Here is a 15,727-nt window from a genome sequence, read left to right as displayed (position 1 = left end):
CTGGCTTAGGCTCTGGTTTTGGTTCTGGCTTAGGTTGTGGTTTTTCATTTTCCTTGATAAGCACAACATTTTTATTCCATTCAACAACTGGTTTTTCTGTTTCTTTCTTAACAGGATCCTTCACCAACTCAGGTGCTTCTGGTTTAACCGGTTCACTTGGTAAGACAGGTACAGTTTTATATTCTGGTTCTGTCGGTGGAACTGGTTTTTCTTTAACAGTTGGTACTTCTGTCAATTCTGGTTTTTCAGGTTTAACTGGAGGTGTTGGTTCTGTTGGTTTAACTGGCTCTTCACCTGGATCTTGAGGGAAGCCAACGTTTGAGTTGATAGAGAACCAATAGATAGTTGCTTCGCCTGTTGCGTTAGCACCTTTTGCTGTAAATTCAAGATGACCATCTTTCAAAATAACAGCAGCACCACCATAGTAAAGGTAAGGGCTCGTAGGATCATCCCAACCCTTAGTTTGACTTGAAGAGTCTGCATTAAATGTAGCACCTTGATCCATGTATTGGTTTTGTTCTTTAGCAGATACTTCTTTTGTAGATGAATCTTGGTCTACACTTGAATTTGGAAGTTTAATAAACTCTTTGTCACCAATGTTTACAGACTCAACGTGAGGAGTATCTTGGTGTTTCATTTTTGGTGTGTATCTCAAAACACCTGATGTAGCGTCTACAGTGTAAGAACCGATAACATCTGATTTATCACCAAATGTGTAATCTTCAGTACCAACTGAGTGACCATTTCCGCCACCAGATGCGTTCACTGTTGTAGCATCAACTGTTGTTTCTTCAGTTACTTTGAAGGCATCATCAACCCATGTTGCTTTTTGAGCAACAATTTTCAAAGGATTATCAGCATTGATATCAACTTCTGCACTACCGAAGTCAGCTTTCCCGCTTTTCTCAACAACGTCTGCACCATCAAGTTTTGGTTCACTTCCATCTGAATATGGATCCCAAGTTCCACGAACTGTATTGCCTTCGCTATCTTTAGCTTCAACAACTAGAGGACGAGGTTTGTCATTTTCAACATAAGATGCACCATTCCAGTGGTTAAGTGAGTTAAGGGCAAGGATTGCATTGTGTTGTGACAAATCAATCAATTGGTCATTTTCATCATAAAACTCAATGTCAACACCAACTGTAACTGGGTTTTCAGTATCAGTTGAGCTACCAATTGTCATTGTAACCGCTGGATCGTTATAAATTTGAACGATTCCTTTTCCATCTGATGATGGAAGGCTCTTCACTTCGTATTTATAAACAACTTTTGCAATACGTTTTTCTTCGCTACCTTTTACAATTTTAGCTTGAGTAAGTCCTGTGTATGTCACATCAAATTTATCTCCGACTTTTACAACTCCCCACTCGATTTCATTGTTAGCATATGGGTTTGTAGTTGTCAAATCAGAATCTTGTAGATTCTTAGTTTCATACATCTTAGTAGCTTTACCATCACCGTACATACGAGCTTGACCTTCTTTTGTCAAGTAAGTTGTTAATCCAGTTGTTTGGTGTGTGATTTTAGTTGTTTCACCATCAGCAAGTTCTTCAGAGAGGAATGTCAAATCTTGTTTGTATTTCTCAGGATTTCCACCACGCTCTGCAACCATCTTATTGAAGGCATCTTTAGCATCATCGTATTGTGCTTTTTTCTTGTTGTAAATTTCGAGCTCAATCAAGTAAGCAGCTTGTGCTTCATCATAAGCAGCTTTTTTAGTCTTGTAGTCAGCTAATTTAGCTTCATATTCTGCTTGAGCTAATTTATTACTTTCAGTAGCTTCTTGATTTGCTGTTACAGATGCATTGTATGCTGCAAGTGCTGTTTTATATTCTTCAAGAGCTTTTTCATAAGCAACACGTGCTTCTTCATTACTCTGTTCTACTGCTGTTTTTTCTACTGATTTTTCAGTCAATTCTTTTTTGTAAGCAGTAAGTTTTTCGTTGTAAGCAGCAAGCTCTTTATCGTAGTTTGCTTGTGTAGCAGCATTTTTAGCATCAACTTCAGCTTTTTCTTTTTTATAAGCTTCTTGATTTGCTGCTACTTCAGCTTTATAATCAGCTACTGTTTTATTAATATCAGTAACTTGTTTTTCGTAATCTTTAGCAGCAGCTTCCTCAGAATCTTGCTTTTTAGTCTCAGTTTCTTTAACTTCAAGACCTTCATTTGTTGCAGCAGTTTTAGCTTCTTCCAACTTCTCTGGAACCGCAACTTCTTTTGTTTCTTCTCCAGCTACTGTTGTAGTTAAAGTAACAGGTGTAGTTGCTGATGAAGTTTCATCGGCAGATACTGTAGCAATACCTGCAACAGCAATACCTGCAACAGCAATAACTGTTGCGACTGCAACAGAACCAAAAGCAACTGAGGTTTTTCTCAAGGCATACTTAATCGTTTTATTATTCTTTAACGATGACATGACAAACTCCTTTTTAATTGTTTTTTATTTATGCTTCTCAAGCAAAAAGAATTTTTGTTCTTCGACGTCAGAAAAATCGTAACAAAAATTATTTTAAAAGTCAAGTATTTTTATTTGTTTTTTTTACTTTATTTTCAGGAGTTTTTTATTTTGATTTCAAAAAGTTTACGTTATTGTTGACATTTTCCTATGATATGTCGTATAATTTCAACTAACAAAATTTAATGATTGGGGGATATAATGAAATTTTCAAATAACTTTTCTCAAGAAAAAGGTCATGGCTATTTCCGTAAGCGTAATAAAGTACTTGTATCTATGATTACGGTCTTTGGTTCCTTGATGTTAGGTTCTGTTGCTATGGCAGATGAAGTTGCTTCTACTACAACTTCAACAACAAACGTAACAACATCAAGTCAACCAGCCACTAGTACTGAAACCACTAGTGAGCAACCTACTACAACAACTAGTGAGGAAAACCCAAAGACTTCCTCAAGTGAAGAGACATCATCTTTGCCTCAAACTGCAAGTGCCACTGAACCAACAACTCGTAGTACTTCAGCGGCAACAAGTACTTATAACACACCAAAAATCCAAAACGATGTAACATTTAATAAGGCCACATATAAAAGTGGTGAGGATGTTAGCATCTCAATCAATAATCCTGACGTAACTTCGTCTGATTTGACAGTGTCTCATTTAGACAAAGTTATTTATGAGTTGAAAAATGCTCCAGGAAATTCACTTGTCATTCCAAGCTCTGTTTTCTCTCCAAACTCTGGCTATCTCATTGACGTCATCGGAAAGAATGCTGATGGAAAACAAGAATTTCACAAGGTGGCTGGTCTATCAGTTGAAGATGATTGGACTGTATATCCACGTTATGGTGTTGTAGCAGGTTCAAAAGACAATCACAATTCGATCACTAAAGAGCAAGTGGAAGGATATAAAAATAGTATTGACCAATTGGCCAATATGCACATCAATAACTACTTCTTCTACGACGTTTATAATACACCTGCCAACCCATTCCCAGCTAATGTTGAACGATTCACACAAGATTGGGCTACTTTCTTGATTCCGAAAGGTGAGACTGACCCCGAAAAACGTAAAACATACTTACCAGTTATTGACACAGATGCCGTTAAAGAGTTGGTTTCTCATGTCCATTCGACTGGTGCTAAAGCTATGCTTTATAACATGATTTACGCTGTGTCTCTTGATGAAAAAATCCCAGACCAAGTAAAAAGTGCTATCGTACGTAACTTACAAGATCACTTCAACTTTGGAAAGACTGGTGATATTACTGCAACAGACATCCAACAATTTCTTGATCCAGGAGATCCGAACTGGCAAAACTTTATCATCAATGTGATGTTAAAAGCCATGAAAGAAGGTGGCTTCGATGGTTGGCAAGGGGACACTATGGGGACTAACTTGGTTGAAAAAGTTAACGAACCTGGAAAAGCTTTCTCTTTAAGTGAAAACTATCCAAAACTAGCCGCAGCTGCAACAGAGGCCCTCAAAAAAGAAGGCTATGACTTCATGATCAACGATATCTCTACTGGAGATGCTGATCGATTAGGAAAAACCAATGTCTCTGCACCTTACGCGGAAGTTTGGGGAGATAGCATCGCCTATGATTCTACCTATCAAGCCTTAACACGCTTGACTGAGCGTATGCGAGATTTATACAACGGAAAATCTCCAATTATCGCTGCTTATACTCACCGTGAAAAAAATGCAGCAAAACTCAGCAAAGACAATGAATTACTAACAGATGCAATTATTGCAGCAAGTGGAGGTTATCATATGACCACTGCTGCTCTCAATACATCTCAAGATGAAAAAGGTTTTGGTGTTATTCAGGCTGAATGGTACCTCAATCAAAACTTACCAGTCAATGCTGATTTTGCTAATGCAGAATTTAACTACCAAGAATTTATCGTTGCCTACCAAGAACTCCTTCGTGGACGCGACACCTTGGCGCATGATACTCGTCGGATTGTAGACAATACAAATGTCCTGGTCAACGGCAACTTCATCGGATCCAACCTGGATAATGCTGACGGGGTTCAACCTGGAACTGTTTATACCATTACAAAAGAAACCAAGACAGGTGATCGGATTGCTCACTTGATCAATTTGGTCGGCATTACCGAAAATAAATGGAACAGCGCTGTTAACTCCACTACCAAACTGACTAACATCCAAGCTTTTGTACCACTTGGTAAAATTTCAAAAGATCAGGCCGAACATGCGAATATCTACTGGGCTACCCCAGATGCAGTAGATGGAAAGTATAATATTAAACTTCGCGAAACTACTGCTAATGTATATTATGATAGCGGGGCTGGTCAATGGATGGCTGCAATTGATGTTCCTAGCCTGGATGTATGGGATATGCTCTATGTCAAACTTAATGAAGTTGCCCGTGTTATTTATCAAGATGAAAATGGTAAAGAACTGGAACGTTCAAGCGACTTTGTTGGCCATACTGGTGAAAAGATTGACTACTCAACAAAAGATACGATTGCTAAATACCTGAAACAAGGTTATAAACTAGTTGAGAACGAATTTGATAAAAATGGACCAGTAAAATTTGACCGAGATGCTTCAAACATTAATGGTGATGGCGTACAGGAATTCATTGTTCGCTTTACACCAAAAATTGTAGATTTTTCTGAAACACAACCAATTCGAGTTGGCCAAGTTGTTCCAGGAGATACCGATGGTAGCATCTATCCAACTCCTAAAGCTCCAAATGGAAAATCTATTAGTGATCTCAATCATTTATCAGAAAAAGTAACTCGTACTATCACTTATGTTACTGAAGATAAGAATGGTAACAATCGTCAAGAAGCTGACATCGTTTCAAAAACAGATAGTTTAAACTTTAGCCGAAAAGGAACTATCAATTTGGTAACTGGAGAAACAACACTTGAAGATTGGGTGACTAAAGACGGTACTACTTTCGCAGATTATGAAAATCCAGTCAAAAATGGATATGTTGTCGTATCTAAAGAATCAAATGCAACAATCTCTCCTGATCTTAATAAATCTGGAGGTCATACTGGAATCCTAGCTGAATCTGATGACATTTCTGATATTGTTGTCTACCGACCAGTCGGTGTTTATACAATTAGTTATGCATCAGGAAAAGAACCATCAAATGCTATTAAAGAGATTCCATATTTAAATGATTCTTCTAATCCAACTGCTATTTCAGCGCCAACTGCAACTTTACCATATATTGAAGGGTTAGAACCAAAAGATGCTCGTGGACAAGTCTTAAACCTTGTGGATCCTCTTGACGAGACCAAAGGCTATCTTCTTCCAAGCCCTGATTCTCCAACAGCTGATACTACTATTACCTATGCCATCACCAAAGGATCTGTCAGAGTACGATTCCTCACTGAGGGAAGTGACACTGATCTGCAAGAGGCGCAAGACCTTGTGACAGAGGTAGATTCCGGCACCAAGTACACCAGTGAGGCCCCAACAGAAATCACAAAAGATGGTCGTATCTACCATCTAGTTGGCCACCGTGCTGATTCTGCTGATCCAAGTGGCACAGTCACTAAGGGAATGAAAACGGTCATCTATGATTACAAGTTAGCTACGGGGACGGTCATCGCGCGATTTGTCATCCAAGATACGAGCACTGAATTGCAACCAGAACTTGCGGTTGCAACGAATGTGGACAATGGAACCCATTACGTCGCTAGCGCACCAGATGAGATCTCCTACGACGGCCACATTTACGAACGGATCGGTGCAGCTGATCAAACTGGGAAGGTAGAAGTGGGGACAACCATCTTGATCTTTGCCTACAAGGTCAAAGAAATTCCTACTCCACAACCATCCCCAGAAACAGAAAAAGAAGAAACAGTTAGCCCTCTTCCTTCCGTGACAAAAGTAAACACGACTGATGCTCATGAAGAAAAGGGATCACCACTTCTTACTAATAAAGAAGAGGAGAAACCTCTTGAAACTACAAGCCAAACAGAGGAACTCCCTGAAGTTGTTCCTAACACCACTCAAGAAGGAACTCACCTACCTGCAACAGGTGAAGAAACCTCTCAGCTAGCCCTACTTGGACTTGGCATCTTGGCAGGTTTGGCCAGTCTTATCTCTTACAAAAAGAAACAAGAGTAGCTCTAAAACAAAAAGAAACTTCCTATGGAATTCTGTTCCAAGGAAGTTTTTTTATATTTATACAACTCATTCAGAGTCTAGATCCCATTTATGAGGGCGACTGACGACAATAAGGGTGTGAAGTACTACCACTCCAAACCCTACTGTATTCCAATTCAAAGTGGCTTCATTTCCCTTGTTGCCGGCAGTTTGAAAGATCAAATTGCTTTACTAGTATACTGTTTTCTCTACTTCAAGTCAATGGATATTCGCTGAAACTAGTAACAGAATGAAATGACTAATCGAATAATTTCTGAAACATTTCATAATATATACGCAATTTTTTCTAAGCTTTTAACACCAAACAAAGAGGCCTTGCTCTTTCGAGCAAAGCCTCTTCCTGTTGGATCTAAAATTGTCACCTCATCAACAAGTTTGCTGATGTCACCTCAATTTTAGTCTTCGCGTTTTTTACGTTTTGCAAGTCCCGCAAGGCCAACCAAACCAAGTGCAGCACCTAACAATGCAGCAGATGCTGATTGTTCTTCACCAGTTTCAGGAAGTGCTGGAGCTGGAGGAGTTGTAGGTGTTGGCGGTGTTGGCGGTGTTGGCGGTGTTGGCGGTGTTGGTGGTGTTGGTGGTGTTGGTGGTGTTGGCGGAATAACAGTGTTATTAAACTCTGTATCTTCTGGCAACTTAGTAGTAGCTACTATTACCTTACCTGCTTTATTCACCACGATACTAACAGTTGCAACCATCTTATCGTATACAACGCTAGAATCTGTGCCACGGATTTCTTCTACATGATAGAGATGAGTTCCTTCTTCACCACGTTTGAATTCAAGAGCAGTTACTTCTTTTCCTTCTTTATTAGTATATTTAACTGGAGTGAATTTAATGTTTCCATTAGCATCATTTGTTACTGTTGTAATCACAACACCATCTTTGTCTTTAAGCACAAAGCTGAATTCGTTGGCTTTAAGTACACGGCCTTCCAAACGTTTCGTGAAGTTGAATTCTACTGAAACAGGGATGTTCACAACACGTTTTTCAGTTGGTTTGTTTGGTTTCTTCACTGTCTTGCTTGTTGGATCGTATTGATGTACGATTTGAGCCGCAGTGTTTTCAATGTCCACACCATCTTTAACAGTATCTTTCACTGTTGCTGGGATATCGAACTTGTAGTAACGTCCAAACGCAAACTTAGTTGTGTCGATCACTGGAGTATTTTCTGCGTCTCCAAGTGACTTAGTCAAGTCCGCTTTAGAAGTTGCAGAGATCACACCGTTTTCAACTTTGATATCAAATTTAGCAGTCACATCTTCGCCTGTTACAGAGTCGTAAGCTTTGATGTTTGCAACATTGATGTCAAGTTTGTCTTCTTCGTAGTCATCAGTAACACCAACAGATTGGATGTTGTGCGCTTCAGTGAACTTAGTTGTATCCAACCACACTTGGTAAACAACCTTATCGCCACGTTTCACAGTCTTAGTATTGATGTTTGCTGCTTCATTATTATCAGCCTTATCAGCGTAAGGATTTGCGTTTGTTTCCGCAACCTTGTCTGCCAATTCTTTATCATCATCAAGAAGTGATTTACCAGTAAGGTCGAATTTCTCAGCGTTCAAGATGTATTTCTCTGGGTTGAACTCTGGGGTTTCTGGAGGAGTCACCTTGTTGTTAAATTCTTTATCCGCAATGTCGCCAACTTTCGCGATCAGAACTTTAGCTGTTCCGTCGTGTGAAACTGTGACTGTCACATTCGCTTTCATTGTGTCGTATGTAACGGTTGCGTCTGTTCCTTTAACTTCTTCTACTGTGTAGTTGTGAACGCCTTCTTGACCTTTTTTGAACTCAAGTTTAGAGAACTTAACGTTACCATCTTTATCGTTCTTCACAGTTTCAAGAGTCTTACCTGTTGAATCTTTAAGAACGAAGCTGAATTCGTTGGCTTTAAGCTCACGGCCTTCCATACGTTTAGTAAAGTTGAATTCCACTTCAACTGGCACGCTGTTGACACGTTTTTCAGTTGGTTTGCTTGGTTTTTCAACTTTCTTAGTAGTTGGGTTGTAGTAGTTGACTACTTGAGCCGCAGTGTTTTCAATATCTACACCACCAGGAACATCAGCTTTCACTGTTGTTGGGATGTCGAACTTGTAGTAACGTCCGAATTCGAACTTAGTAGTGTCAATAACTTGTGTGTTTTCCGCATCGCCAAGTGACTTAGTGAAGCCATCTTTAAGGGTTGCAGTGATCACACCGTTGTTCACAGTAATATCGAATTTATCTGTTACTTCTGCGCCTGTTACTGAATCGTAAGCTTTGATCTTAGTAGAATCAAGTTCCAATTTAGCTTCATCGTAGTCATCTGAGATTCCTACTGATTGGATGTTATCCTTGTTAGCTGCGTCGAATTTAGTTGTATCAAGCCATACTTGGTAAACCAACTTGTCGCCACGTTTAACAGTCTTGGTATTGATGTTTTCTGCTTCGTTGTTGCCTGTTTTGTCTACATATGGATCTGTATTTGTTTCACCATATTTATCAGTCAACTCGTCATCATCATCAACGAGCTTGTCGCCTGTGATATCGTATTTCTCTTCAGAAACAACATATTTCTCTGGTTGGAACTTAGGTTCTTCTGGAGGACGAACTGTGTTATTGAATTCTTTATCAGCTGGTTCTGTCACGTTTGTGATCAAGGCTTTGGCTGTACCATCATGAGAAACAGTAACAGTTACAACAGCAGCCATTGTGTCGTACTCAACAGTTGCGTCTGTACCCTTAACCTCTGTTACAGTATACTTGTAAGTACCTTCTTGACCCTTCTTGTATTTAAGGGCAGTAACAGTTTCACCAGCTTTATTAGTGTAATCTACTGGGGCAAACTTGATCTTACCAGCTGCATCGTTGGTTGCAGTCGCAATCACAACATTGTCGCTGTCTTTCAACTCGAATGTGAATTCGCCAGCTTTCAAATCACGGCCTTCCAATTTCTTAGTGAAGTTGAATTCTACTGAGATCGGAACACTGTTAACACGTTTTTCAGTTGGTTTGTTTGGTTTTTCAACCGTCTTGCTTACTGGGTTGTAGTAGTTAACAACTTGTGCTGCCTTGTTTTCGATATCTGCACCAGCTACAACATCGTCTTTCACTGTTGCTGGAATATCGAACTTGTAGTAACGTCCAAATTCGAACTTAGTTGTATCAATGATTTGAGTATTTTCAGCGTCTCCGAGTGACTTCGTGAAGCCATCTTTGAGGTTCGCTGTCAGAACACCATTGTTATCAGAGATATCGAATTTCGTCGTAACGTCTGCACCAGTAACTGAATCGTAAACCTTGATATCTGAAGCATTAACAGTCAATTTATCCTTGTCGTAGTTATCTGTGATTCCTACTGTTTGGATATTGTCTTTGTTAGCTGCATCAAATTTAGTTGTATCCAACCATACTTGGTAGTAAAGTTTTTGACCACGTTCAACTGGTTTCGTATTCAAGTTTTCATCTTCGTTGTTGGCAGTTGTATCGACATATGGATTTGTATTTGTTTCACCATATTTATCTGTCAATTCAGAATCGTCATCAACGAGCTTAGTACCTGTAATATCGAATTTCGCTTTAGAAACAACGTATTTCTCTGGTTGGAACTTAGGTTCTTCTGGTGGAGTTACTGTATTATTGAACTCTTTATCAGCAGCGTCTGTTACGTTGGCAACAATTGCTTTAGCTGTACCATCATGTGAAACAACCACTTTAACAGTAGCAACCATTGTGTCGTATTTGACAGTTGCATCTGTACCAGGAGTTTCTTCTACTGTGTAGTTGTAAGTCTTACCAAGATCATCACGACCGAATTCGAGAGTCTTGAAGACGATCTTACCAGCAGCGTCATTCTTCACGCGCTCAACTTCAACGCCGTCTTTCTTCAATACGAATTCGAATTCGTTGGCTTGAAGTTCACGACCTTCCAAACGTTTCGTGAAGTTCATTTCCACTGGAACTGGAACGCTGTTGACACGTTTTTGTGTTGGTTTTTCAGGTTTTTCAACTGTCTTGCTTACTGGGTTGTAAACGTGAACTGTTTGGTTGGCTGTATTTTCAATATCAGCACCAGCTTTAACAGATTCTTTCACAGTTGCTGGAATATCAAATTTATAGTAACGTCCAAATTCGAACTTAGTTGTGTCGATAACAGGAGCATTGACTTTATCTTTGATAAATTCACCTTTAGAAGTTGCAGTGATCGTACCATTTTCAACTTTGATGTCGAATTTATTGGTTACTTCTGCACCAGTTACTGCATCATATGCTTTGATGTCCGCTGCATTGACATCCAATTTATCAGCATCGTATGTATCAGATACACCAACGTATTGGATGTTATTCGCTTCAGTGAATTTAGTTGTATCAAGCCATACTTGGTAAACCAATTTAGAACCACGTTTAACTGTCTTAGTATTCAAGTTTTCTGGTTCGTTGTTGTTTGTCTTGTCTACATATGGATCTGCATTTGTTTCAGTGTATTCATTTGTCAACTCATCGTCGTCATTCATCAACTTGTTACCAGTGATGTCGTATTTCTCTTTAGAAACGACAAATTTTTCTGGTTGGAATTCTGGAGTTTCTGGAGGAGTGACTTTGTTGTTGAATTCTTTATCTGCAGTACCATCAGTAGCGTTACCGTTGGCATCTTTACCACCAGTTGATGTAACGTTTGTAACAGTTGTCAATGAGTGACCGTTCTTGGCAACTTCAACTGTAACAGTTGCTTTCATTTGGTCGTAAGTCATTCCAAATTCTTTATCTGCAGGAATCACTTCTTCTACTGTATACGTATGAGTACCAACTTTCGTATTGTCGAATGACAATTCTGAGAAGGTTACGTTACCAGCAACATCATTTTTCACTGTTTCAACTTCGTTACCAGTAGCATCTTTCAATACGAAGCTGAATTCACCGGCTTTCAATTCACGGCCAGCCAACTTCTTAGTGAAGTCAAATTTTGTTACAACTGGAGAAACCACATAGTTGTTAAACTCAGTGTCTTCTGGCATTGTAACAGCTGCGCTCAAGAGACCTGTAGCTGCATTTTTGGTTACATTAACGGTTACGACTGCGTTCATTGGATCGTAGTCGATGTTTGTATCTGTTCCAGCTTTTTCGCGCACAGTGTAAGTGTGTTCACCTACAGCGTTGTATTCAATCGCATCAAATGTAATAGATCCATCAGCTTTATTTTTCTTAGTTTGGATCACATTGCCATTTTCAAGCAATTCGAATGTGAAGGCATCTGCTTCAAGTGCTTTACCTTCAAGACGTTTAGTGAACTTGAATTGAGCTTGCGTAGCAGCAGGTGTGAAGGTATTGTTGAACTCTGTATCTGTTGGAAGAGTTGCAACAGCAGTAAGCGCATGGCCTGACTTCGTAACAGTTACTGTTACGTTCGCTTTCATTGGGTCATACGTCATACCTGCTTCAGAACCTTGAACTTCTTCTACAGTGTACTTGTGATCACCCACTTGAGCGTTTGTAAATGTCAAGGCATCGAAACGAACACGTCCGCTAGCATCGTTTTGTTTTGTTTGAAGGACTTTACCATCTTTGTCTTTCAATACAAAGCTAAATTCGCCGTCTTTCAAGTCACGACCTGCAAGAGCCTTGCTGAAGTCGAATTGAGCAGTCACAGGAGCCACAACGTGGTTGTTGAATGTCTTGTCATCCGCACCAGTTGCTTCACCGCCTGTTGAAGTCATTTCAGTCTTGGCACTCAAAAGACCTGTTGCAGCATCTTTCGTAACAGTTACTTTCACGCCGATTGTCATTTCATCGTAGTCTACATCGGCATTGTTGCCTTTCACTTCTTTAACAGTGTAGTTGTAGACACCTTCTTTATCAAATGACAATTCGCTAAAGTTAATCTTACCGTTAGCTTTATTGGTAACAGTTTCATTAACATTGTTATCACCAGTCAAGGTAAAGCTGAAATCACCAGCATTCAAGTTACCGTTTGAAAGTGATTTATCAAAGTCAAGATTTACTTTCACCGCACCTGGAGTGAAGGTATTGTTGAACTCTGTGTCCTCTGGAAGCATATTAAATGCTTTAAGTACATGACCTTCCTTCGTAACAGTAATGGTCACTTCAGCCTTCATTGTATCGTAAGTCATACCAGCTTCTTTATCTGCTGGAATCACTTCTTCAACTGTGTAATTGTGAGTACCAACTTGAGCTTTTGTAAATGTCAAGTCGTCAAAAGCGATCACACCATTTGCTTTGTTCTTTTTCGTTTGAATAACATTTCCAGATTCATCTTTAAGAACGAAAGTAAACTCATCATCTTGTAACTTACGACCTGCAAGAGCCTTACTGAAGTCAAACTTAGTCTTAACTGGAGCTACTACGAAGTTGTTGAACTCTTTATCTTCTGAAGGAGGTAAAGAAGGATTTTTAGGCTGACCATTTTCATCCTCGCCTTTAACTGAACTATAAGAAACGCTTGCATTCAAACTGCCATTTTCTTCCTTAACTGTGACTGTCATGGTAACTTCCATGTCATCATAGTCAACATCAGCATCTGAACCCGCAACCTCTGTAACTTTGTATGTATATGTCCCAGCTTTAGTGAATGAAAGCTCTCCAAATGTAACTTTTCCGCCTTGGTTAGTTACCGTCTCTGTGTGTGAGGCAGTATCACCCGTTGAAGTAATCTTAAAGCTGAAATCGCCATCATTAAGCGAACGTTTGTTTTCTGCATTTAAATCACTAAGAACTTTAGTAAATTCAGGCTTAACCTTGATGGTTTCTGTCTTGTCGTAGTAGTAGATTGGTTGTTTGTATGGTGTCAAGGAGTTGAGCAAGTCAACGTTGGTACCAATACCTCCTACTCCACGTTCCAATTGTGAATTTGGTGAAAGGTGACCGATATTGTCTCCCAAGAAAGGAACAAAGACTGTCTTATACGGAGTGTAGTTAGCAGCCCATTGGAAATCGAACGGAACTGTCTTACCATTTGGATGATTAACGCCGTCAGTACCAGTGAAAGCTATTGTATTAAGAGGTGATTTCTTAACAACTAGTTCTCTAGTATTCGCTTCTCCCGGCTTGATTGGTTTGGTTTCTGCTAAAAGCATATAACCATCCGTGTTTAAAGTACCATCTGAACGTTTATTTTGTTGCTTTGGATCTAGAAGGTAAACACGAACCACTACAGATCCATCTTCACCAACGATTTCCTTGATACGTTTAATCCCAGCACGCTCAGCATCCATGAATTTGGTACCAACGGTGTAAGGACGGCTTACATAACCAGAAGTTGTATCTGGATCAGCTGTTTGATATAGGGTATAAGCTGTTTCTCTAGTAATTTTATCCGTGAGTTTTTCAGTCTTTGTAAATTGACGTTCTCCAGAAGCTGTGAAGTTTTGACCTTCCTTCGCTTTCAGAGTATATTTGGCTAACTCAGTTTCACTTCCATTTTCTTTATAGTCCTGAGTTGTAACAGACTTACCAGTTTCCTTGTAGGTAGGGTTTTTCTTGTCAACAAGTTTATAGTAAGTAGTCTTTTCAACAGTAACAGGAATCTTAAAGTTTGTATCCGTAACTTCACGACCATTATAAGCAGGTTCAACTGCATTCAAAATATCGTTTGAGTTACGTGCAGAATATACAGCCATATAATGAGCTTGTTCAGCTTCAGTAAGATTATGACCAGGAGCTACCAAAGCTTGAATCGCTGGACCAACTTCAAATCCCATTTGAATAAATGGTTGGTCTGTCTTACCAGGACCTTGACCAGCACCTGCTTGATAGTCTACTTGTAGGGTCAACTCATTATTAGATTTTGGAGTGGTCGTAGTGAATTTTTGAATACCACTAGTTGCAGTGACAGTATGTGTTTCAACTACATTACCCGTATTCTTATCAATCAATTCAACCGTAGTATCGGTGGAAGTACCAAACGTCTTATAAGCACGCGCATAATAGTTTGTATTATAACGGGCATTGAATTTTGTCAGATTCCAGATACCAAAAGTATAGAAGTCACCTTCTTTAGCTTGGTAACCAGCAGGAATTGTTTGAGAGTGCACAGATGCTCCGTTAGGATCTGTCATGTCTGGATCAGCAGCGACTTTATCAGCTATAGCCGTTATAACATCAATCGGTGCTACATTATGGTCTGTCAATGCACGACGTCCACGACGACGGCTACTTGTTGCCAAAGCTCCACCATTAGTCATATCAGTTGCTGCTCGATCGAGTACTACACTGCGATCTTCTGTTGCAGAATCTGGTTTAGGAGCTTCAGTACCACGAAGTAATGCTGGCTGCGCTGTAGGTTTGAGGGCTACTGGTGTTGCTGGTTCTTCACTTGCAGCTGCTCTTTCTGAGCTTTCATCTGCTGCAACACGAGTTACAGTAGGTTTTTCTGTAGTAGCTGTTGTTGTAGAGGCTGGTTTAGAGCTTGACTCTTTTTTCTTCTCTACAGGTTTGCTGGTTTCTGATGACGCTGTCGTTTTTGGAGCTTCTTCAGATTTTTTAGTTTCAGCCTTTTCTTCTTTTTTAGCTTCTGCTTTTGCTTCCTTGTTTTCTGTAGCAACTGGTTTCTCAGTTCCTTCAGATTTTTCAGTCGCTGAAGCTGGTGCTTCCGAAGTTGCAGCAGAATTAGAAAGGTCTACTTTCGGTGCTGGTGCTCCCACACCATAGACTGGGGAAGCAGCTGGTGCTTCTGCTTGACTTGACTCTGGTGTAACAGGTTGTGCTGCTTCTGAAGCTGCTGTTCCCGCAGATTCAGAGGCTGTTGTTGCTTCATCCGCTGATGCAAATTGAGCTCCTGCAGCAAAGAGTGCTGTTCCTAAAAGAACTGAACAAACCCCAATGCTATATTTTCGCAATGAAAAGCGCTGGCGCTTATTAAATACATCCTTCATTTATAGGATCTCCTTTTCCATATTTCATGATTCCATGATACAAATGAAATTGTAACATTCTTGATAACAAGAGTCAATCTGGTGAAATTAAAATGTAATGTTTTTGTAAAAATGTCATATTATACCACATATTTTTTAAAAATTTGTGTCAAATTGTCACATTTCTTCCTATTTGGTTCACTTTTTTTACACCAAAAAAAGAAAAGTACAGGAAAACTAAGATCGTTCTGTCTTCCTATACTCT

General features: G+C 39.6%; 3 protein-coding genes. 1 reads left to right on the top strand and 2 read right to left on the bottom strand.

Annotation, left to right across the window (positions count from 1 at the left end; translation table 11 throughout):
- On the bottom strand, window positions 1-2,419 hold a 2,419-nt coding region (locus tag HMPREF2832_RS03355), incomplete at its 3' end, for a GbpC/Spa domain-containing protein (protein ID WP_070505550.1).
- A 240-nt stretch (window positions 2,420-2,659) separates the two neighbouring features.
- Here HMPREF2832_RS03355 and HMPREF2832_RS03350 point away from each other — a divergent pair.
- Window positions 2,660-6,574 (top strand): glycoside hydrolase family 66 protein, encoded by a 3,915-nt coding sequence (locus tag HMPREF2832_RS03350; RefSeq protein ID WP_049497071.1) that lies wholly within the window; start codon window positions 2,660-2,662, stop codon window positions 6,572-6,574.
- Between the two features lie 434 nt (window positions 6,575-7,008).
- On the opposite strand, the gene HMPREF2832_RS03345 is transcribed toward HMPREF2832_RS03350, so the two are convergent.
- Complete coding sequence (locus HMPREF2832_RS03345) at window positions 7,009-15,483, bottom strand: Spy0128 family protein (protein WP_070505549.1); 8,475 nt, start codon at window positions 15,481-15,483, stop codon at window positions 7,009-7,011.
- Window positions 15,484-15,727 lie beyond the last annotated feature (244 nt).

Source organism: Streptococcus sp. HMSC073D05, assembly GCF_001812015.1.
GTDB lineage: Bacteria > Bacillota > Bacilli > Lactobacillales > Streptococcaceae > Streptococcus > Streptococcus parasanguinis_D.
Note: the sequence above shows the minus strand (reverse complement) of the source record. Positions and strands in the feature narration are given on the sequence as shown.